21 protein-coding genes, 1 tRNA gene and 1 riboswitch are annotated in these 21,093 nt (G+C 66.1%); of the genes, 19 read left to right on the plus strand and 3 right to left on the minus strand.

The genetic code is table 11. From position 1 onward, the window contains the following. The first annotated feature begins 6 nt into the window (after positions 1 to 6). Together GGQ90_RS13465 and GGQ90_RS13470 are read left to right on the plus strand one after the other, a co-directional pair. A complete protein-coding gene (locus GGQ90_RS13465; RefSeq protein WP_188082608.1) occupies positions 7 to 990 on the plus strand; it encodes a GlxA family transcriptional regulator in 984 nt (327 codons plus the stop codon). A 77-nt stretch (positions 991 to 1,067) separates the two neighbouring features. Beyond that, the gene (locus GGQ90_RS13470; protein WP_188082609.1) at positions 1,068 to 2,549 is read left to right on the plus strand and encodes a DNA recombination protein RmuC; all 1,482 of its coding nucleotides are present in this window, start codon (positions 1,068 to 1,070) and stop codon (positions 2,547 to 2,549) included. Between the two features lie 12 nt (positions 2,550 to 2,561). On the opposite strand, the gene GGQ90_RS13475 is transcribed toward GGQ90_RS13470, so the two are convergent. Further along, positions 2,562 to 3,578, minus strand: a complete 1,017-nt coding sequence (locus GGQ90_RS13475; protein ID WP_188082610.1) for an acyltransferase family protein — start codon at positions 3,576 to 3,578, stop codon at positions 2,562 to 2,564. 35 nt (positions 3,579 to 3,613) lie between these two features. Here GGQ90_RS13475 and GGQ90_RS13480 point away from each other — a divergent pair, with 35 nt between their 5' ends. The 11 genes from GGQ90_RS13480 to GGQ90_RS13530 all read left to right on the plus strand — a co-directional run bounded on the left by GGQ90_RS13480 (position 3,614) and on the right by GGQ90_RS13530 (position 10,722). Then, a complete protein-coding gene (locus tag GGQ90_RS13480) occupies positions 3,614 to 4,243 on the plus strand; it encodes a nicotinate-nucleotide adenylyltransferase (protein ID WP_188082611.1) in 630 nt (209 codons plus the stop codon). Between the two features lie 12 nt (positions 4,244 to 4,255). Continuing rightward, on the plus strand, positions 4,256 to 4,645 hold the full coding sequence (gene rsfS, locus GGQ90_RS13485) for a ribosome silencing factor (RefSeq protein WP_007708029.1): 390 nt from the start codon (positions 4,256 to 4,258) through the stop codon (positions 4,643 to 4,645). Positions 4,646 to 4,698: 53 nt separating this feature from the next. Then, complete coding sequence (locus GGQ90_RS13490; protein WP_004209840.1) at positions 4,699 to 5,121, plus strand: 23S rRNA (pseudouridine(1915)-N(3))-methyltransferase RlmH; 423 nt, start codon at positions 4,699 to 4,701, stop codon at positions 5,119 to 5,121. 57 nt (positions 5,122 to 5,178) lie between these two features. Beyond that, positions 5,179 to 6,417, plus strand: a complete 1,239-nt coding sequence (locus GGQ90_RS13495) for a murein hydrolase activator EnvC family protein (protein ID WP_188082612.1) — start codon at positions 5,179 to 5,181, stop codon at positions 6,415 to 6,417. 55 nt (positions 6,418 to 6,472) lie between these two features. Next, positions 6,473 to 6,670: a type II toxin-antitoxin system VapB family antitoxin gene (locus GGQ90_RS13500; protein WP_188082613.1), complete on the plus strand. Its 198-nt coding sequence runs from the start codon at positions 6,473 to 6,475 to the stop codon at positions 6,668 to 6,670. Between the two features lie 12 nt (positions 6,671 to 6,682). After that, entirely contained in the window at positions 6,683 to 7,060 is a 378-nt protein-coding gene (locus GGQ90_RS13505; RefSeq protein WP_188082614.1) for a PIN domain-containing protein, read from the plus strand. 103 nt (positions 7,061 to 7,163) lie between these two features. Next, positions 7,164 to 8,519, plus strand: a complete 1,356-nt coding sequence (locus GGQ90_RS13510) for a S41 family peptidase (RefSeq protein ID WP_188082615.1) — start codon at positions 7,164 to 7,166, stop codon at positions 8,517 to 8,519. Between the two features lie 73 nt (positions 8,520 to 8,592). Next, positions 8,593 to 9,087, plus strand: a complete 495-nt coding sequence (locus GGQ90_RS13515) for a disulfide bond formation protein B (protein WP_188082616.1) — start codon at positions 8,593 to 8,595, stop codon at positions 9,085 to 9,087. Next, on the plus strand, positions 9,084 to 9,653 hold the full coding sequence (locus GGQ90_RS13520) for a demethoxyubiquinone hydroxylase family protein (protein WP_188082617.1): 570 nt from the start codon (positions 9,084 to 9,086) through the stop codon (positions 9,651 to 9,653). The genes GGQ90_RS13515 and GGQ90_RS13520 overlap by 4 nt, the downstream gene beginning before the upstream one ends. A gap of 15 nt (positions 9,654 to 9,668) precedes the next feature. After that, complete coding sequence (locus tag GGQ90_RS13525) at positions 9,669 to 10,226, plus strand: hypothetical protein (protein ID WP_188082618.1); 558 nt, start codon at positions 9,669 to 9,671, stop codon at positions 10,224 to 10,226. 97 nt (positions 10,227 to 10,323) lie between these two features. After that, complete coding sequence (locus tag GGQ90_RS13530) at positions 10,324 to 10,722, plus strand: hypothetical protein (protein WP_188082698.1); 399 nt, start codon at positions 10,324 to 10,326, stop codon at positions 10,720 to 10,722. Between the two features lie 9 nt (positions 10,723 to 10,731). On the opposite strand, the gene GGQ90_RS13535 is transcribed toward GGQ90_RS13530, so the two are convergent. Next, the gene (locus GGQ90_RS13535; protein WP_188082619.1) at positions 10,732 to 11,148 is read right to left on the minus strand and encodes a DUF1801 domain-containing protein; all 417 of its coding nucleotides are present in this window, start codon (positions 11,146 to 11,148) and stop codon (positions 10,732 to 10,734) included. A 34-nt stretch (positions 11,149 to 11,182) separates the two neighbouring features. Then, positions 11,183 to 11,291, plus strand: a riboswitch (yybP-ykoY riboswitch). A 94-nt stretch (positions 11,292 to 11,385) separates the two neighbouring features. On the opposite strand from GGQ90_RS13535, the gene GGQ90_RS13540 reads away from it, so the two are divergent. From GGQ90_RS13540 to gltB, 5 genes are all read left to right on the plus strand, one after another. Then, positions 11,386 to 11,964, plus strand: coding sequence for a TMEM165/GDT1 family protein (locus GGQ90_RS13540; RefSeq protein ID WP_188082620.1), 579 nt, complete (start codon positions 11,386 to 11,388; stop codon positions 11,962 to 11,964). Positions 11,965 to 12,066: 102 nt separating this feature from the next. Beyond that, positions 12,067 to 12,996, plus strand: coding sequence for a complex I NDUFA9 subunit family protein (locus tag GGQ90_RS13545; RefSeq protein ID WP_188082621.1), 930 nt, complete (start codon positions 12,067 to 12,069; stop codon positions 12,994 to 12,996). 184 nt (positions 12,997 to 13,180) lie between these two features. Then, on the plus strand, positions 13,181 to 13,990 hold the full coding sequence (locus GGQ90_RS13550; RefSeq protein WP_188082622.1) for an undecaprenyl-diphosphate phosphatase: 810 nt from the start codon (positions 13,181 to 13,183) through the stop codon (positions 13,988 to 13,990). A gap of 165 nt (positions 13,991 to 14,155) precedes the next feature. Then, positions 14,156 to 15,607: an NAD(P)-dependent oxidoreductase gene (locus GGQ90_RS13555; protein ID WP_037507231.1), complete on the plus strand. Its 1,452-nt coding sequence runs from the start codon at positions 14,156 to 14,158 to the stop codon at positions 15,605 to 15,607. Positions 15,608 to 15,699: 92 nt separating this feature from the next. Further along, positions 15,700 to 20,235 carry a glutamate synthase large subunit gene (gltB, locus tag GGQ90_RS13560; RefSeq protein WP_188082623.1) on the plus strand — a complete coding sequence of 1,512 codons (4,536 nt, stop codon included), beginning with the start codon at positions 15,700 to 15,702 and terminating at the stop codon, positions 20,233 to 20,235. Here the strand turns inward: gltB and GGQ90_RS13565 are convergent, their stop codons facing one another. After that, complete coding sequence (locus GGQ90_RS13565) at positions 20,236 to 20,751, minus strand: hypothetical protein (RefSeq protein ID WP_188082624.1); 516 nt, start codon at positions 20,749 to 20,751, stop codon at positions 20,236 to 20,238. Between the two features lie 140 nt (positions 20,752 to 20,891). Between GGQ90_RS13565 and GGQ90_RS13570 the strand changes: the two genes are divergently transcribed. Beyond that, a tRNA-Leu gene (locus GGQ90_RS13570) sits at positions 20,892 to 20,978 on the plus strand. Positions 20,979 to 21,093: the final 115 nt, after the last annotated feature.

Genomic DNA, 21,093 nt, shown 5'->3' on the forward strand with positions numbered 1-21,093 from the left:
CAGGACATGGCCGACACCAGCCTTCCGCGTGCCGAGGTGGGCATCCTGCTCTACCGCAACTGTCAGCAGGCGATGGTCCATGGCATGACCGACCTGATCGACATTGCCGGGCAGTTCTCGGTCCAGCATGGCGGCCCGGTGGTGCGCGTCAGCCATTGGCAGATGGGCGATGACGGCTGCTTCGCCCGCAGCCATGACACGCATGAAGGGCTTGGCGGCACCCCCGACATCTGGCTGGTCCCCGGCCGCCTGACCGGCGTTCCCGAGGCGGAGGAGGCCGCACCCTATGCCCGCTGGCTTCTGGATCGCCATGCCGCGGGAGCGACGCTCGCCTCCAATTGCGGCGGCGCCTTCCTGCTGGCGGCGACCGGCCTGCTCGATGGCCGTCCTGCCACCACCCACTGGTGGTTCGCCGACGCCTTCCGCGCCCGCTTCCCTGCCGTGAAGCTCGATTGCGACCGCATCGTCATCGACGATGGCGACATCGTCACTGCCGGCGGCCTGATGGCCTGGACCGACCTTGGCATGCGGCTGGTCGACCGGCTGCTCGGCCCCACGGTGATGCTCGACACCGCCAAATTCCTGCTGATCGACACGGCCGGGCGGGAACAGAAGCATTTCGCCCGCTTCCTGCCGCGCCTGACCCATGGCGACGAGCCGATCTTGAAGGTGCAGCACTGGCTCGCCGCGCGGGAGGCGAAGGCGGTCAGCGTCACCGAGATGGCGGCGCAGGCCGCGCTGGAGGAACGCACCTTCCAGCGCCGGTTCAAGGCGGCGACTGCCATGACCCCGATCGAATATGTCCAGCATCTGCGCGTCGCACGGGCGCGCGAGCATCTGGAATTTACCCGGCGCACGATCGACCAGATCGCCTGGAGCGTCGGCTATGAGGATGCCGCCGCCTTCCGCAAGCTGTTCCACCGCCTGGTCGGCCTGTCGCCCGGCGACTATCGCGCCCGCTTCGCGGCGCCCAGCGCGCAGGCGGCATGACGGCACGCACGAGGAAGGTTCTTGCGACCTTCGACGCGGCCCGCTAGGTTCCCGTTTCGTTCCCAAAAAGGATAGTTATGGACAGCCTCGCCGCCCTTCTCATTCCCGTCGCGCTGCTGATCGGCCTGGCCGTCGGCTGGCTGCTCAAGGGCAAGGTGCTGGCGCCGCTGACCGCCGAAAAGGCCGATCTGGCCGGCAAGCTCGACATCGCCGCCGCCCAGCGCAACGGCGCGATCGCCGAACTGGCGGTGGAGAAGGAACGGGTCGCTCAGGGCATGAGCCAGCTCGCCCGGCTCGAATCCGCGCTGGCCGCGTCCGACCAGCGGATCGAGGCGCTGCAGGCCGCCGCCAGCCAGCGCATCGAGGCGATCCAGACCGAGCGCGAGGCCGCGCTGCGCGACCTCGCCGCGCTCCAGTCCGATATCCATGCCCGCACCCAGGCGTTCGAGCAGCAGATCGCCGCACTCAAGGATGCCAAGGAACAGCTCTCCGCCCAGTTCAGCGAAATCGGCGGCAAATTGCTCGAATCCGCCCAGGCCCAGTTCCTGACCCGCGCTGACCAGCGCTTCGCCCAGGCGAACGAGAAGAGCGAAGCGCAGTTGAAGACGCTGCTCAACCCGGTCGAAACGACGCTGAAACGCTATGAGGAGGGCCTCGCCCGCGTCGAGAAGGATCGGGTCGGCAGCTATGCCGAACTGCGCGAAGCGGTGCAGCAGGTTCATCTGGGCCAAGGCCAGGTGCGCGAGGAAACCGCCAAGCTGGTCAACGCCCTGCGCGCCGCGCCCAAGACGCGCGGCCGCTGGGGCGAGCAGCAGTTCAAGAATCTGATCGAGACCGCCGGCCTTTCCCCCTTCGTCGACTTCAAGGAGGAAGTGTCGGTCGCGGTCGAAGACGGCCGCCTGCGCCCGGACTTCGTCATCAACCTGCCCGGCGACCAGCAGATGGTGGTCGACGTCAAATGCTCGCTCGTCGCCTATCTGAATGCCGTCGACCAGGTCGATCCCGCACAGCGCGATGCCCATATGCTCGACCATGCCCGCGCGATGCGCACCCATGCCGACGCGCTGGGGCGCAAGGCCTATTGGGAACAGTTCGACAAGGCGCCCGACTTCGTCATCATGTATGTGCCGGGCGACAATTTCGTCACCGCCGCGCTGGAAGCGGACATGGAATTGTGGGAGCGCGCCGCCAAGAATCGCGTCATCATCTGCGGCCCCGCCACCTTCCTGCCCCTCGCCCGCACCCTGGCGGGCCATTGGCGACAGGCCAAGATGCAGGAACAGGCGCAGCAGGTCGGCCAGCTCGGCAAGGAACTCTATGAGCGCCTCGCCGTTGCCGCGACGCACCTCAAACGCCTCGGCTCCGGCCTCAACAGCGCCGTCTCCAATTACAACAGCTTCATCGGCAGCTTCGAGACCCGCGTCCTCTCCACCGGACGCAAGTTCCGCGATCTCGACATCGAGACCGGCGGCAAGGAAATCGAGGCGATGGAACCGCTCGACGTCCTCGCCCGCGACGCCCAGGCCGACGAGGCGCGGGCGCTGCCGGCGGCGGAATAACGAAGGCGCCGCCTATCGCGCCGGCAGCGGCACGGAGTGCGGCCTCCCAGCAGCTGGACCACGCGGCCGGGTCTGAATCCAGGCGACCAGAACTGCAACCGCCAGGCTGGCCACCACGCTGCCGATCATCGGCACACCCAGCAGCAGCGCCATCATGCCGATTGGCGCATGCACGGCATAGAGCGGGAAGGACATGGCGCCGGCCACCCTCATCCATCGGGATTCGCGCTGCCAGCGCAAGGCCCCGGCCAGCATCAGGGGACAGACCAGCAAGATGAAGATCATGCCGCTGATCCAGCCCTGCGCATCGACCATCGTGCCAATCCCGAAATAAAGCGGCATCGCCGCCAGCGCCACCAACGGCGGGACCGCAAGAGGCGGTCGATCGCGCCACCAACGCCACAGGAGGATGCCCATGCCATAGGCCAGCATCACCCTTTGCAGGCCAAAGACAAAGCTGGCGGGCTGGGCACCGACGTCTATCCCGATCCGGCTCGCACTGACCGCAAACATTATGGCGCCGATCAGCGTCACCAAAATCAGCATGCCCATCGACAAGCGCCGCAGGATCAACCCGTGAACGGCATTGGCGACCAGTTCCAGAAGGATAGACCAGGCCGGGCCGTTGAGCGGATAGACGCGCTGGAAGCAGAAGGCCGGGATCAGCAGCAGATTCGCGAGCGCGATCGGCCAGGCGCTTGCCCCATAAGTGATGAAAAACCAGGGCAGTGCAATCAGGCCGGCGATTGCCATGACCGGCAGAAAGCGCCCGATCCGCGCCCGAACGAAGGCGATGGTCGACAGCCCCTGCCCCAGCCGCGCTTCATAGGTGCGTGCCATCACATAGCCGCTCAGCATGAAGAAGAAATCGACCGCGAGATAGCCGTTGCCCCGCGCCTCTCCCCTAGTCCAGGTGAGCGCGTGGAACAGCAGAACGCTGAGCGCGGCGATCCCGCGCAGTCCATCGAATCCGATCAGCCGCCCCTGCATGGCGTCGATGTAGCGGACAAGCCTTAAGAATCTGCCCATTGCCGCCCTGCCCCGGCGCTGGCATGGCTTGCTCCATGAAAAAGATCGGCCTGCTCGGCGGCTCCTTCAACCCGGCGCATGGCGGGCACCGCGCCATTTCATTGTTCGCCCGGGAAGCATTGGGCCTGGATGAAGTGTGGTGGCTGGTCTCGCCGGGCAACCCGTTGAAGCCGGCCAAGGGCATGGCGCCGCTGCCCACCCGCCTGGCCCATGCGCAGAGAATCGCCCGCCGCGCGCCGATTCGTGCCACCGCGATCGAGCGGCACTTACACACCCGCTACACCATCGACACGCTGCGTGCGCTCTGCCAGCGCTACCCCCGTCATCGCTTCATATGGCTGATGGGCGCCGATAATCTGGCGCAATTTGGCCAATGGCGCGACTGGCGTGGCATTGCACGTCAGATGCCCATTGCCGTAATCGCCCGTCCGGGTTATGATGACGCTGCCCGTGGCTCTACGGCCATGAGCTGGCTGCGGCGCTTCGTCCGGTCCGCGCGCCAGAGTGCAGATTGGACGAATTGGAGACCACCGGCGCTCGTGCTATTGCGCTTTCGCCCTGATCCAAGATCGGCAACCCTGCTGCGGCAGGCGGACCCCCTCTGGCATCGCGAATATGAAGCAACGTGTGTGCGCGATCCGCTCACGCGCCGGTTGATCGTCTAGATTGGAGTTTAATTGACTAACCTCGCCCCTGCCAACGATACGGCGCCCGCCGCCGATAGCGTGGCCGCCCTGCACGCCCTTGTCATGCAGTCGCTCGACGACGACCAGGCACAGGAAACCATCTCCATCCCCCTGGAAGGCAAGAGCAGCATCGCCGATCATATGGTGATCGCGAGCGGGCGCTCGTCGCGTCAGGTCGCGGCGATCGCCCAGCATCTGGCCGAACGCATCAAGAAGGAAACCGGCCGTTCCGCACGGGTCGAAGGCCTGCCGGTCGCCGACTGGGTGCTGATCGATGCCGGCGACGTGATCGTCCACCTGTTCAAGCCGGAAGTGCGCAGCTTCTACAATCTGGAACGGATGTGGGGCTTCGTCGACGCGCCGGTCGCGGGCAACGCCTGATCCTTGCCGTCGCGCCCTTCGACAGGGGCGCGATGACAGGCTAGGGAGGAGCCATGCTCCTCCACATCATCGCACGCGGCAAGATCGGGCGCTCGCCCGAAGCCGATCTGGTCGACCGCTATGTCAAGCGGCTGACCATGCCGCACAAGATCACCGAAATGCCCGACCGGGGCGGCAAGCTGCCGCCCGTCGGTCCCGGCACGGTGACGGTGATGCTCGATGAAAAGGGCAAGCAGCTCTCCTCGATGGACTTTGCCCGGCGGATCGAGGGCTGGCGTGACACCGGCACGCGCGAGATTCGCTTCCTGATCGGCGCGGCCGATGGCTTCGACGATGCCGAACGGACCAATGCCGACCTGCTGATCGCTTTCGGCGCCATGACCTGGCCGCACATGATCGCCCGCGCCATGCTCGCCGAACAGCTATGGCGCGCCTGCTCGATCCTCGCCAACCACCCCTATCACCGCGAAGGCTGAGGCTCGACATGCCGGCTGCTTGCGCCTAGTCAAAGCCCTATCGGGCGGGACAAGCGGTTGAAGCGCAGCATCATCACGGGCATCGCATTGGCGGGCATCGCGGCCCTCGTCGCCACGCGCCTGCCCGCGGCCGACGATGCCGCGATCATCCTGCCCGGCACCGCCGGCACCACACTGGCACAGGAACAGAAGGCGCTGCGCGACGCCCGCCGCCAGTCGGTGGAGGCCGCCGACCGGTCGGTCCGGCTGGAGCGCCAGGCCGGCATGGCCCGGGACGAGGCCGAACAGGCCGGCCGCCGCGCCGCCGCCATGGCCGCCCGCATCCAGCAGGCCGAGGCCGATGTACAGGCCGCCCAGGCCCGCATCGCCATCATCGCCCGGATGCAACGCGCCCAGGCCGCGCGCCTCGCCGCCAGGCAGGAACCGGTGGTGCGCCTGACCGCCGCGCTGCAGATGATGAGCCGCCGCCCGCTCGCCCTTGCCCTGGTCCAGCCCGGATCGATCAGCGACGCCGTCCATATGCGCGCGGTGCTGGGACAGGTGCTGCCAGTGATCGAGCAGCGCACCGCCGGCCTGCGCGCCGAACTGGACCGCAGCCGCGCGATCCGCGCCACCGCCCAGCAGGCCGCCGACGCCCTGACAAACAGCCGCCGCGCCCTCACCGATCGACAGGCCGCCCTGCGCCAGCTCGAAACGCAAAAGCGCGTCGCCGCCCGCGACTATCGCGCCAATGCCGGGCTGGAGAGCGAACGCGCGCTGGCGCTGGGTGAAAAGGCGCGCGACATTGTCGACCTGATGGACCAGCTTGAGGTGGCGAGCGACCTGCGTGATCGCCTGGCGCAACTGTCCGGTCCGATGCTGCGCCCCGCCCGCCCCGACCGGGCCGGCGCCCCCGCGCCCGACCGCGAGACGCTGGACAGCGGCCCGCCGCCCTATCGCCTGCCGGTCGTCGGCCAGCTCGTCACCGGCATGGGCGAGGTGAATGACGGCGGCGTGCGCTCGCGCGGCCTGACCCTGGTGACCCAGGCCGGCGCCCAGGCGGTCGCACCGACCGCCGGCCGCATCGCCTTTGCCGGCCCCTATCGCGGTTATGGCCAGATTCTCATCATCGACCATGGCCAGGGCTGGACCACCCTCATCACCGGCCTGCACCGCGTCACCGCCCAGGTCGGCGAGACCGTGCGCCAGGGCGACCCGGTCGGCCTCACCGCCGCCCAGGGCCGCCCGACAGTGACGATCGAACTGCGCCGCAACGGCCGCCCGGTGGACATCGTGCCGCTGGTGGGCCTGGGCTGAGGCATTGAAAGTATCATCATATGATGATAAATATCGTGCCTAAGGAGCATGACAAATGCGCACGACACTGGCTCTTGATGATGAACTTCTAGCCGAGGCTCAGGAATTGACCGGCCTGACAGAGAAATCGGCGCTCGTTCGCGAAGCGCTCAAAGCCCTGATTCAGCGCGAAGCCGCGCGCCGTCTAGCGCTATTGGGTGGCACGGAACCAGATCTGGAACTGCCCCCGCGCCGCCGCGCTGCTATTGCGTAGCGCCGGAATCGCATGATCCTTGCCGACAGCTCGATCTGGATCGATCATCTGCGCGATACGGATCGCGACATGGCCGCCATGCTGAACGCCGGCCGTATTTTGACGCATCCTTTCATCATTGGCGAAATCGCGTTGGGCAGCATGCGCAACCGGCGCACCATCCTCCACATGTTGCGCCGCCTGCCGGAAGTCGTTCAGGCGCGCAATGCCGAGGTGGACATGCTGATCGAGCAAATCCCCCTGTTCAACCTCGGCATCGGCTATATCGACGCGCATCTGCTCGTTTCGGTGCAGCTGACGCCCGGCGCGTCGATCTGGACACGGGATCGCAGATTGTTGCAAGCGGCGGCATTATTAGGTGTCGATCGCCCCATGGACCGCCCCCATTAACCCCCCGCTCATCGACGCCAGGCAACATTGGTCGAAGCGCGCTTTTGCGTTGGATAGCGAATCGACGTATATCGATCCCTTGATGCGGACTCCAAGGACAGCCATGAAATCCACCTTCCTGCAGGGCGCGGTCGCGCTCGGCGCGCTTGCGCTCATCCCCGCCACCACCGCGGCGCTCGCCGATGGCGAGGCATCGAGCTACAAGGCGCTCGACGAATTCATGGACGTCTTCCAGAAGGTCCGCAGCGACTATGTCGAGAAGGTCGACGATGAAAAGCTGATCAAGGGCGCGATCGACGGCATGCTCGCCAGCCTCGATCCGCACAGCAGCTTCCTCGACGCGCGCGATTTCCAGAATCTGCGCACCCAGACCGAGGGCAGCTACGGCGGCCTTGGCCTGTCGGTCACGCAGGAGGATGGCGCGGTCAAGGTGATCGCCCCGACCCAGGACACGCCGGCCTGGCGCGCCGGGATCAAGGCGGGCGACTATATCACCCATATCGACGGCCAGCTCATCTATGGCGGCACGCTGGACGAGGCGGTCGACAAGATGCGCGGCGCGCCGGGTACCAGCCTCAAGCTCACCATCGTGCGCACCGGCCGCGACAAGCCGATCGAGATGAGCCTCACCCGCGAGATCATCGAGATCAAGCCGGTGAAGTGGGAAGTGAAGAACAATATCGGTGTCATCAACATCGTCAGCTTCTCGGCCAATACCGGCGCCGATGTCCGCTCGGCGATCCGCAGCATCGACAAGAGCCTGGGCCACAAGCCGACCGGCTATATCCTCGACCTGCGCTCCAACCCCGGCGGCCTGCTGGACGAAGCGGTGTCGACCAGCGACGTCTTCCTGGAGCGCGGCGAGATCGTGTCGCAGCGCGGCCGCAACAAGGGCGATGTCGAACGCTATTATGCCAAGCCGGGCGATGACGCGAAGGGCCTGCCGGTGATCGTGCTGGTCGATGCGGGTTCCGCCTCGGCTTCCGAAATCGTAGCCGGCGCGCTGCAGGATCAGCATCGCGCGCTCGTCATGGGCGAACGCAGCTTCGGCAAGGGCTCGGTCCAGACCATGTTGCCGCTGTCGAACACCACCGCCCTCAAGCTCACCACCGCGCGCTATTTCACCCCGTCGGGCCGCAGCGTGCAGGAAGGCGGCATCCAGCCGGATATCAAGGTGCCGCAGCTCAGCGACCCCGATTACAAGAATCGGCCCAAGTTCCGCGAGAGCGACCTGCGCCGCCACCTGATCAACGAGATCAAGACTGACGACGCCGCGCTGGAAGAGGATAGCAAGGACGATCCGCGCTTCGCCATGTCCGCCGAGGATCTGAAGAAGAAGGGGGTCGAGGACTTCCAGCTCGACTATGCGCTCAAGACCATTTCGCGCCTTGCCGGCACGCCCGGCGCCACCATCGCCCAGGCGCAACAGGCCGCCGCGCGCAAGCCCGGCGCGAAATGAATCGTGCCCGTTCGGATGACCGGACGGGCAAGTTCAGCATGACGAAAGGCGGACAAGGGTTTAAGCGGGCGATATGAACAGCTTGTCCCCCGCCCTGGGCCGCGCCCGCTTGGCTGCCCTGCTCGTGCCCGTGATTGCGCTGGGCACGGCCTATGCCTCCCAATATCTGGGCGGGCTGCATCCGTGCGACATGTGCTGGTGGCAGCGTTATCCCCATATGGCGGCGATCCCGCTGGCGCTGGTCGCCTATGCCCTGCGCGGCCGCGCCTGCATGAGCGGGCTGTTCGCCGGTTTCGCCGGCATCGCCATCGGCATCAGCGGCGCCATCGGCCTGTTCCATGCCGGGGTCGAATATGGCTGGTGGGAAGGGCTGACCGCCTGCTCGACCACCCCGACCGGCGGCAACAGCGCCGATATTTTGAGCCAGATCATGGCGACGCCGATCACCCGCTGCGATGTCGCGCCCTGGAGCCTCTTCGGCATTTCGCTGGCAGGCTATAACGGCCTCTTGTCGGGCGCGGCCGCGCTCGCCATCTTGGCCCTGCTGCTGAAAGCGAGGAAGGCATGAGCGCCACCAGGGATTTCCCGCGTCCTGATTTTCCCAGGCCGGGACGCCGCACCAACGTCACCGACCGCGCCTCCATGGTGCGCGTCGACCAGGCAGGCGAATTCGGCGCGGTGCGCATCTATGCCGGGCAGCTTGCCGTGATGGGCGATCGCCATCCCTATGGCCGGCTGATCGCCGGCATGGCCGCGCAGGAGGAACGCCACCGTGCCGCTTTCGACGCGCTGATCGCCAAACGCGGCGTGCGCCCGACCGCTATCCACCCGATCTGGAATGTCGCCGGCTTCGCGCTGGGCGCCGTGACCGCCGCGATGGGGCCGAAGGCCGCCATGGCCTGCACCGCCGCGATCGAGACCGAGATCGACCTTCATTATGAGGAACAGTTGCAGCAACTGGGCGAGGACGACCCGGAACTCTCTGCACTGATAAAGGATTTCCAGGCGGAGGAGGTCGAGCATCGCGACGCCGCCATCGCCCATGGCGCGGAACAGGCCCCGGCCTATCCGCTGCTGTCCGGCGCGATCCGCCTGGGTTGCCGCGCCGCCATCGCGCTCTCGAAGCGCATCTGAACAAGGGACGGACCGATGATGAAGACCCCGTTGATCGCTCTGGCCGCCAGCCTGATGCTGGGCACCGCCGCCCCCGCGCTCGCACAGCAGGACAGCGCGCCAGCCGCCGCCAGCACCGGCTCCGAAAAGATCAATCTGGTCATCGTCTATGGCGATGATGCCTGCCCGCAGAGCGCGGGCGATGGCATCGTCGTGTGCGCGCGCAAGGGCGAGGAAGAACGCTATCGCATTCCCGAGCCACTGCGCGGCGATCCCAACAAGCCCAGCAACCAGGCCTGGGGCGAGCGGGTGAAGTCGATGGAATATGTCGGCCGCGACGGCACCGAAAGCTGCTCGCCGGTCGGCGGCGGCGGCGCCACCGGCTGCTTCGCCAAGCTGTCGCGCCTCGCCAAGGCGGAACGGCAGCAGGCCGACAATGCCAGTTGGAAGGATCTGGTCGCAGCCGAGCGCGCCAAGCGCCTGTCGACCATCGACGCTGACAGCGAAGCGATCGAAAAGCGCGTCCTGGCCGAGGAAAAGGCCGACGCCGATGCCAAGAAGGCGCAGGAGCAGGAAGTCCCGCCCCGGCCGTGACGGCATGGGGCGTCCTGCGACGTCTGTTCATATCGATCCCGCGCCAGTGCAGCGCGGGACGGACGGGGTGCAACCGGGGCGAATGAAGGAATTGATGATGCGTCTCTCCCGCCCCCTGCTGATCGCCGGCCTGGCCGCGCTGATGCTGCCCGCCGCGCCGGCCGTCGCCCAGGACGATCCGCCGCAGAAGATCTTCAACCTCATCGTCTTTGGCGATGATCCCTGCCCGACCGGCGCGGGCGAGGAAATCGTGGTCTGCGCCCGCAAACCCGAATCCGAACGCTATCGCATCCCCAAGAAACTGCGCGAAAAGCCCGAAGAGGTGGGTGGCCCCGGCTGGGGCAGCCAGGTCGCGACGATGGAACAGACCCAGCGCCAGATCCTGCCCAACAGCTGCTCGGCCATCGGCAGCAACGGCTTCACCGGCTGCACCGCGCAGATGCTGCAACAATGGTTCGCCGAACGGCGGATGCAGCAGAGCAGCAGCACGCCCTGAACGCTTGTCCTAGCGCGGATACAGCCCGTCCATATGCGCCAGGCTCTGCACGATCAGCGCCTCCAGCGCGCCCATGTCGATATCGGCCAGCCGCTTGACATAGAGGCAGCCCTTGCCGCGTCGATGCTTGCCTAATGCCATGAAATCCGCGTCGTCGAGACCGGCCAGATAGAAGACCAGTTCCGCCTTGCGCGGCGCAAAGCCGATCCGGCACATGTCGCCCTCGCGCCCGCTGTCATAGCGATAATGATAGCGGCCAAAGCCGATGATGCTCGGCCCCCACAGCCGCGGTGGCTCACCCGACAGCAGCGCCATCAACACCGTAATAGCGCGTCCATCCGCCTGTCGCTCGGCCGGTTCGACCGTGTCGAGATAGGCGGCAACGTCCGCCGCCGTCTCCATGGTCTTGTTCTCACCGGTTCCCATCGGCTTGCCTTTCGCGGCCTGTCCGACTACAGGCTAGCGCGTCATCTGGGGAGTAGCCAGCCGTTCCACTGACGGGACGGGCCATATGTCAACATATTTGGCCGAGAGGCCATGGCATATGGGACGCAGTATCTAGCTGCGTCGGGCGAGACCAATGGCATCGGCTTCCCAGTCCGGCCGGGCGGGGAAGACGGTGGCATTGTGTCTTTTTGTCAGAGCCCGGCCCGGACGCTATTCATGGAAGCCTTCCTCACCTCCACCGCCCTCGTCGCGCTCGCCGAAATGGGCGACAAGACGCAGCTGCTGGCCATGCTGCTCGCCACCCGCTTTCGCAAGCCGGTGCCGGTCATCCTGGGCATCTTCGTCGCCACCATCGCCAATCATTTCCTCGCCGCGCTGGTCGGCCATTCGATCGCCGGCGTGCTGACCCGGCCCTGGTTCCGCTATGCCGTGGCGGGCAGCTTCATCGCCATGGCGCTCTGGACGCTGGTGCCCGACAAGATCGATGAGGATGCGCCGCTGAAGGCCCCGTCGAAGGCCGGCGTGTTCGTGACCACGCTGGTCGCCTTCTTCCTGGTCGAGATGGGCGACAAGACCCAGGTGGCGACCGTGGCGCTGGGCGCCCAGTTCGACAATCTGCTCGCCGTCACCGCCGGCACCACCTGCGGCATGATGCTGGCCAATGTGCCCGCCGTGCTGTTCGGCGAAGCGCTGGCGAAGCGCGTGCCGATGCGCGCGCTGCAGATCGGCGCGGCACTGCTCTTCCTGCTGCTGGGCCTGTGGATGATCGCCGGATTGCAGGGCTGGATCGGGTAAAATTGGAACGCCGCCGCCGGCGGGCGGTTGTCAGCGGGCGGCGGAAGTTGCAAGGGAAACGGCACGAACTTTCCCCTTTTCGAACAGCATGGGACGCGCGTGATGCAGGACAATCTGGTAACCATCTTCGGCGGCGGCGGCTTTCTCGGGCGCCAGGTCGCTCAGGCGCTGATGGCGCGCGGCGCCCGCGTGCGCATCGCCCAGCGCGACCTCGCCAACTCGGTCAAGGTGAAGGCGCTCGGCAATCTGGGCCAGACCCAGTTCGTCGCGGCCAATATCCGCAAGCCCGACACCGTCGCCCGCGCCCTCCACGGCAGCGACATCGTCATCAACCTGGTCGGCATCCTCAGCGGAGATTTCGACGCCGTCCAGCATGAGGGCGCCGCCAATGTCGCCAAGGCGGCGGCCGCCGCCGGCGTCACCGCGCTGGTCCATATCTCGGCGATCGGCGCCGACGCCAACAGCCCCTCGGCCTATGGCCGGTCCAAGGCCGCAGGCGAAGCCGCCGTGCTGGCCGCCTTCCCGACCGCGACCATCATTCGCCCGTCGATCATCTTCGGCCAGGAGGACCAGTTCCTCAACCGCTTCGCCGGCGTCGCCAGCAGCGGCCCGGTCGTCCCGGTGATCGGTGCCGCGACCAAATTCCAGCCCGTCTATGTCGGCGACCTGGCCGAAGCGATCGCCAATGCGGCGCAGCAGCCCGGCGTCTACGGCGGCAAAACCTTCGAACTCGCCGGCCCGCAGGTCATGAGCATGAAGGAAATCAACGCCTGGGTCGCCAAGGCGATCGGCCGTGGCGACAAGCCGCTGGTCGAAGTGCCCGGCGCCTTCGCCTCGCTGCTGGCGATGCTGCCCGGCGGCCCGATCACCCGCGACCAGCTCGCCATGCTGGGCCAGGACAATGTCGCCGCCCCCGGCGCGCCGGGCCTTGAAGCGCTGGGCGTCGCCCCCACGCCGATGGCCGCCATCGCCGAACGCTGGATGGTCCCCTATCGCAGGCATGGCCGCTTCGCCGGCCGCGCCAAGGCCTGACCCATTCCCGCCATCGGCTCGACGGGCCGATGATCGACCGCGACCGACCGTGGCCATGCCGCTTTGCCTTTTCGCTGCACTGCGGCATGGTGCATCCCTGACATATAGGCATTGCCCGGCCCTCTCCCTTCGCGGGGGGAGGGCTTGGCTTATGCGCCCCCCTGCTTGAGGATCCGACATCCCCATGGACATGCATTATCTGACGGTCATCCTGCTCGGCATCGTGGAGGGATTGACCGAATTTCTCCCCGTGTCCTCGACCGGCCACTTGATCCTGGCAAGCGAACTGCTTGGCTATGATGCCTCGGTCTGGGCGATGTTCAATGTCATGATCCAGCTCGGCGCGATCCTCGCTGTCGTCGTCCTTTACTGGCGCACCTTCTGGGCGGTGGCCATGGGCCTGCTCCGCCTCGACCCGGTCAGCATCCGCTTCGTGCGCAACCTGCTCGTCGCCTTCATCCCCGCCGTCGTCATCGGCCTTGCCCTGCACGACTATATCGACACGCTGCTCGGTTCGCCCCGCGTCGTCGCCTGCGCGCTGGTGGTCGGCGGCATCGCCATCCTGGTGATCGAGCGCCTGATCAAGGAACAGCGCTTCCACGGCATCGCCGACATTCCGCTGGTCCGCGTGATCGGCATCGGCTTCATCCAGTGCCTCGCCATGGTGCCGGGCGTCAGCCGATCGGGCGCGACCATCATGGGCGCCCTTGCCCTGGGCGTCGAGCGTCGCACCGCCGCCGAATTCAGCTTCTTCCTCGCCATCCCGACCATGCTCGGCGCCTCGACGCTCGAACTGCTCAAGAAGGGCGACCAGCTCACCAGCGCCCAGGTCGGCTGGGACAGCATTGCGCTCGGCTTCGTCGTCTCCTTCATCGTCGCGCTGCTGGTAATCAAATGGTTCGTTGGCCTGGTGTCGCGCCATGGCTTCGCCCCCTTCGCCTGGTATCGAATCATTGCCGGCATCGGCGCCCTGGTATGGCTCACCCTGAGATAAGGCCGATACGGACCTAATAATTGAAAGATAATTACATCGTCGCGACAGTCTTTTCCAATATCGCCAGATAATAGGTCAGCTTAACTGTCTTATTTGCCAGAATCCGCGTGACTCCGCGGGTTTTCCTGCTATGCGCACTGCAAACAATCGTTGCAGGGAAATGCCATGGCTGAAAATCCGATGCTGAAGTTCGTGGGCAAGGAACAGGCCTATCCGGAAAAGCGCGGCGCCGACGCGCGCGCCGAGGACTTTCTGGAAATCAGCAAGTCCTTCATCCTGGACAAGGCCGAGGAACAAGCGTCGCGCTGCTCGCAATGCGGCGTACCCTATTGCTCGACCCATTGCCCGCTGCACAATCATATCCCCGACTGGCTGCGGCTGACCGCCGAAGGGCGCCTGCGCGAAGCCTATGAGCTGTCGAACCTGACCAGCACCATGCCGGAAATCTGCGGTCGCATCTGCCCGCAGGACCGTCTGTGCGAGGGCAATTGCGTGATCGAATTTTCCGGCCACGGATCGGTCACCATCGGCTCGGTGGAAAAGTTCATCACCGACACCGCCTGGAAGGAAGGCTGGGTCGAACCGCTCGTCCCCGGCGCCGCGCGCGGCCAGTCGGTCGGCGTCATCGGTGCCGGCCCCGCTGGCCTCACCACCGCCGAATATCTGCGCGTCGCGGGCTATGAAGTGCATGTCTATGACCGGCACGACCGCGCCGGCGGCCTGCTGACCTACGGCATCCCCGGCTTCAAGCTGGAAAAGGATGTCGTCATGCGCCGCGTCCAGCGCCTCAAGGACGGCGGCATCATCTTCCACGAAGGGTTCGAAGTCGGCCGCGACGCCAGCATGGAACAGCTGCGCGCGAAGCATGACGCGATCCTGATCGCCACCGGCGTCTACAAGGCCCGCGACATCAAGGCGCCGGGCGTCGGCGCGCCGGGCGTGGTCAAGGCGCTCGACTATCTCACCGCCTCCAACAAGGCGGGCTTCGGCGATGCCGTGCCCGGCCATGAGGATGGCACCCTGCTCGCCACCGGCAAGAATGTCGTTGTGATCGGCGGCGGCGACACCGCGATGGACTGCGTCCGCACCGCCATCCGCCAGGGCGCCAAGTCGGTGAAGTGCCTCTATCGCCGCGACCGCGACAATATGCCCGGCTCGCAGCGCGAAGTCGCCAATGCCGAGGAGGAAGGCGTCGAGTTCGTCTGGCTGACCGCGCCGATCGCCTTCGAGGGCACGGAACATGTCACCGGCGTCAAGGTCACCAAGATGCGCCTGGGTTCGCCCGACGCATCGGGCCGCCGCGCGCCCGAGCCCGATCCGGGCAGCGAACATACGCTGGAAGCCGATCTGGTCATCAAGGCGCTGGGCTATGACCCCGAAGACCTGCCCCGCCTGTTCGGCGCCGACGACCTCTCGGTAACCCGCTGGGGCACGCTGCGCGTCGATCACAAGACGATGATGACCAGCATGGACGGCGTCTTCGCCGCCGGCGACATCGTGCGCGGCGCATCGCTGGTGGTCTGGGCCATCCGCGACGGCCGCGACGTGACCGACCATATGCACAAATATCTCAAGGCCAAGGCCGTCGCCGCCGCCAGCGAGCGCGTCGCCGCCTGAGATCCCCCTTCCGTCCGTTCGGTTCGAGCTTGTCCAGAACGCGGCGCCAGATTTCGACAGGCTCGAACCGAACGACAGGATTGGATAGCAACATGACCGACACCCCCTATATGGCCAGCCCCGAGGAACGGGCACGCATCGCTGCCGAGGGCATGTATCATCCCGAGATGGAGGGCGATGCCTGCGGCGTCGGCCTGGTCGCCGCGACCGACGGCCGGCCCAGCCGCCGCGTCGTCTCCTCCGCAATCGATGCGCTCAAGGCGGTGTGGCACCGCGGCGCGGTCGATGCCGATGGCAAGACCGGCGACGGTGCCGGCATCCATGTCGACCTGCCGGTCCGCTTCTTCGACGATGCGATCGCGGATTCGGGTCACAAGCCGCTGCCCAACCGCCTCGCCGTCGGCATGATCTTCCTGCCGCGCACCGACCTCAGCGCCCAGGAAACCTGCCGCACCATCGTCGAATCGGAAATCATCGACGCGGGCTACACCATCTATGGCTGGCGCCAGGTGCCGGTCGACGTCTCCGTCATCGGCGAGAAGGCGCAGCGCACCCGTCCCGAGATCGAGCAGATCATGATCGCCGGCCCGATGCCGGAGGAACGCGACGTCGGCGAGTTCGAGAAGGATCTCTACCTGATCCGCCGCCGCATCGAGAAGAAGGTGATCGAAGCGCAGATCAGCGACTTCTACGTCTGCTCGCTGTCGTGCCGCTCGATCATCTACAAGGGCCTGTTCCTCGCCGAATCGCTGTCTGTCTTCTATCCGGACCTGCAGGATGAACGGTTCGAGAGCCGCGTCGCCATCTTCCACCAGCGCTATTCGACCAACACCTTCCCGCAATGGTGGCTGGCCCAGCCGTTCCGCACCCTCGCCCATAATGGCGAGATCAACACGATCCGCGGCAACAAGAACTGGATGAAGAGCCACGAGATCAAGATGGCCTCTCTGGCCTTTGGCGAGCAGTCGGAGGACATCAAGCCGGTGATCCCGGCCGGCGCGTCGGATACCGCCGCACTGGACGCCGTGTTCGAGGCGATCTGCCGCTCGGGCCGCGATGCGCCCACGGCCAAGCTGATGCTGGTGCCCGAGGCATGGCAGGACGACAGTGCCGAGCTGCCCAAGGCGCATGCCGACATGTATGAATATCTCGCCTCCGTGATGGAGCCGTGGGACGGCCCGGCCGCGCTCGCGATGACCGATGGCCGCTGGGTCGTGGCCGGCGTCGACCGCAACGCGCTGCGCCCGCTGCGCTACACGCTGACCGGCGACAATCTGCTGATCGTGGGCTCGGAAACCGGCATGGTCGTCGTGCCCGAAACCACCATCGTCCAGAAGGGCCGCATGGGTCCGGGCCAGATGATCGCGATCGATCTGCAGGAAGGCGAAGTCTATGACGACCGCGCGATCAAGGATCGGATCGCGGGCGAACGTCCCTATGGCGACCTGATCAAGGACTTCCTCGACATCGGCGACCTGCCCGACGTCCCCAGCGCGCTGCCGGCATGGGACAAGGCGGAACTGACCCGTCGCCAGGTCGCGGCCAACATGACGCTGGAGGATATGGAACTGATCCTCGCGCCGATGGTCGAGGATGCCAAGGAAGCGATCGGCTCGATGGGCGACGACACGCCGCTGGCGGTCATCTCCGACAAGCCGCGCACCATCAGCCATTTCTTCCGCCAGAATTTCAGCCAGGTCACCAACCCGCCGATCGACCCGTTGCGCGAACGGCATGTGATGAGCCTCAAGACGCGCTTCTCCAACCTCCACAACATCCTGGAGGAAGGCGCCCAGAACAGCCATGTGCTGGTGCTGGAATCGCCGGTGCTCAACAGCGCCGAATGGGCGCGGCTCAAGGCCTATTTCGGTCCGGCCGTGGCGGAAATCGACTGCACCTTCCCCTCGACCGGCGGCCAGGAACAGCTGCGCGCGGCGATCGCCCGCATCCGTGAGGAAGCCGAGCAGGCGGTGCGCGAAGGGCGCAGCGAACTGTTCCTGACCGACGAACGCGCCGGGCAGGACCGGGTCGCGATCCAGGGCGTGCTGGCGGCCGCGGCCGTCCACACCCATCTCGTCCGCAAGGGGTTGCGCAGCTACGCGTCAATCAACGTGCGCTCGGCCGAAGCGCTCGACACCCATTATTTCGCGGTGCTGATCGGCGTCGGCGCGACCACGGTGAACGCCTATCTGGCCGAAGCCAGCATCGCCGATCGCCACGCCCGCGGCCTGTTCGGCGACCTGACCCTCGACCAGTGTTTCGAGCGTCAGCGCACCGCGATCAACGAGGGCCTGCTCAAGATCATGTCCAAGATGGGCATCGCGGTCGTCAGCTCCTATCGCGGCGGCTATAATTTCGAAGCGGTCGGCCTGTCGCGCGCTCTGGTCAACGATCTCTTCCCCGGCATGCCGGCGAAGATTTCGGGCGAAGGCTATGCCTCGCTCCACTATTCGGCGATGCTGCGCCACGACAAGGCCTATGACAGCGCGGTCGTCCGCCTGCCGATCGGCGGCTTCTATCGCCAGCGCAACGGTGGCGAGGCCCATGCCTATTCCGCCCAGTTGATGCACCTGCTGCAGACCGCCGTCGGCACCGACAGCTATTCGACCTATCTGCAATTCTCGCGCGGCGTGCGCGACCTGCCGCCGGTCTATCTGCGCGACCTGATGGAGTTCAACTTCGCTCGCGAGGCGGTGCCGATCGACGAGGTCGAAGCCACCACCGAAATCCGCAAGCGCTTCGTGACGCCAGGCATGTCGCTCGGCGCGCTCAGCCCGGAGGCGCATGAGACGCTGGCGATCGCCATGAACCGCATCGGCGCCAAGGCGGTGTCGGGCGAGGGTGGCGAGGATGCCGCGCGCTTCAAGCCCTATGAGAATGGCGACAACGCCAATTCGGTGATCAAGCAGATCGCGTCGGGCCGTTTCGGCGTCCATGCCGAATATCTGGCCAGCGCCGAGGAAATCGAGATCAAGGTCGCACAGGGCGCCAAGCCCGGCGAGGGCGGCCAGTTGCCCGGCTTCAAGGTGACCGAATTCATCGCCCGCCTGCGTCACTCGACGCCCGGCGTGACGCTGATCTCGCCGCCGCCGCACCATGACATCTACTCGATCGAGGATCTCGCGCAGCTCATCTACGACTGCAAGATGATCAACCCGCGCGCCCGCGTCTGCGTCAAGCTGGTCAGCCAGGCCGGCATCGGCACGGTCGCGGCCGGCGTGGCCAAGGCGCATGCCGACGTCATCCTGGTCGCCGGCCATGTCGGCGGCACCGGCGCCAGCCCGCAAACCTCGATCAAATATGCCGGCACGCCCTGGGAAATGGGCCTGTCGGAAGCCAATCAGGTGCTGACCCTCAACGGTCTGCGCCACCGCGTGAAGCTGCGCACCGATGGCGGCCTCAAGACCGGGCGCGACATCGTCATCGCTGCGATCCTGGGCGCCGAAGAGTTCGGCATCGGCACGCTGTCGCTGGTCGCTATGGGCTGCATCATGGTGCGCCAGTGCCACAGCAACACCTGCCCCGTGGGCGTCTGCGTGCAGGATGAAAAGCTGCGCCAGAAGTTCACCGGCACCCCGGAAAAGGTCATCAACCTGATGACCTTCATCGCCGAGGAAGTGCGCGAAATCCTGGCGCGTCTGGGCTTCCGCAGCCTGGACGAAGTGATCGGCCGCACCGAACTGTTGAAGCAGGTCAATCGCGGTGCCGAACATCTCGACGATCTCGATCTCAACCCGATCCTGGCCAAGGTCGACGCCCCCGACGAGCATCGCCGCTTCAGCCTGCCCCAATGGCGCAACGAAGTGCCCGACAGCCTCGACGCGCAGATGATGAAGGACGCCCGCGCCGTGTTCGAGCGCGGCGAGAAGATGCAGCTGACCTACACGGTGCGCAACACGCACCGCGCCGTCGGCACCCGCCTCTCCTCGGCCGTGACCGACAAGTTCGGCATGTCGACCCTGGCCGACGGCCATCTGACCGTCCGCCTGCGCGGTTCGGCCGGCCAGTCGCTCGGCGCCTTCCTCTGCAAGGGCATCACGCTCGAAGTGTTCGGCGACGCCAACGACTATGTCGGCAAGGGGCTTTCGGGCGGCATCATCAAGGTGCGCACCACCGTCTCCTCGCCGCTCTCGTCGAAGGACAACACGATCATCGGCAACACCGTCCTCTACGGCGCGACCAGCGGCAAGCTGTTCGCGGCGGGCCAGGCCGGCGAGCGCTTCGCGGTCCGCAATTCGGGCGCGAAGGTGGTGGTCGAAGGATGCGGCGCCAATGGCTGCGAATATATGACCGGCGGCACCGCCGTGATCCTGGGCAAGACCGGCGCCAATTTCGGCGCGGGCATGACCGGCGGCATGGCCTTCATCCTCGACGAGGATGGCAGCTTCCCGAGCCGCGCCAACCCGGAAAGCATCGTCTGGCAGCGGCTGGACAGCGCCCATTGGGAAGGCGAACTCAAGGCGCTGATCGCGGAACATGCGGTCGCGACCGACAGCAAATGGTCGAACACCATCCTGGAGGATTGGGATCGCTGGCGCCGGTACATCTGGCAGGTCTGCCCGAAGGAAATGGTCAATCGCCTGGCCCAGCCGCTGAGCGACGCATCGACCTCGGTCGCCGCCGAATAATTACTGCGGCACTCTTGCCTCTGTCGGTTCTGCGGGAACCGGCGGAGGCAGCGCCGTCGTCGCCGCGACCGGCATCAACGCTGGTCCCGGTTCCGCCTCGCCCGCCGCGAATCGCTCGATCCGCGGCGGCAGGCGATCGACCCGAACGCTTGGCTGCGGCAGCGGCGGATCGCCCAGTGCTGCCGATTCGACCGACATATCCTCCTGCGCCAGATAATCGCGCACCGCCGAATCCTGTGATTCGCCGATCATGCCATCGGCATCGAGCCCTGCCATGTCGGCCGCCATCCGACGTTGCTCCAGCGTCGGCCCGCATCCGGTACAGGTCACGATCGCTGGCCCCCGTTCGGCCTCGGGCAGATCCTGCGCCATCGCCATGGCGCCGCTATCAAATTCCGCCTCCAGCGCCGGCTGCCCCGGCTTTTGCGGACTTGTGACATAGGCGCCCAGGCCCAGGCCCATGACCGCGGCGACCACCAGCGCGCCGCCCGATCCTACCCAGAAATGCAACGACATGGGGCCAGCCCCCTTTCGCAACCGACTTTCTGCCAAACAAAGATAACGTTGATGCCGATCACTGGTTGCATGACCCAAAAGCCTTTGCTAAGGGCCGCCTCCTACCAAGACACCGGCCCCGCCGGTTTCCCTGTTGATGTGCGGTCGTGGCGGAATTGGTAGACGCGCAACGTTGAGGTCGTTGTGGCCGAAAGGCCGTGGAAGTTCGAGTCTTCTCGACCGCACCATCATTCTCCTGACAGTAGCAGATGACGATATCACGCCCCACCGGGCGCCTCTCGTCGTGCCGGCTTGGCCTTGGTTAGCCAGCCGAATTTTCCTATATCCGTGGCGGGGCACCGC

Source organism: Sphingobium scionense (genome assembly GCF_014197035.1).
Classification (GTDB): Bacteria; Pseudomonadota; Alphaproteobacteria; order Sphingomonadales; family Sphingomonadaceae; genus Sphingobium; species Sphingobium scionense.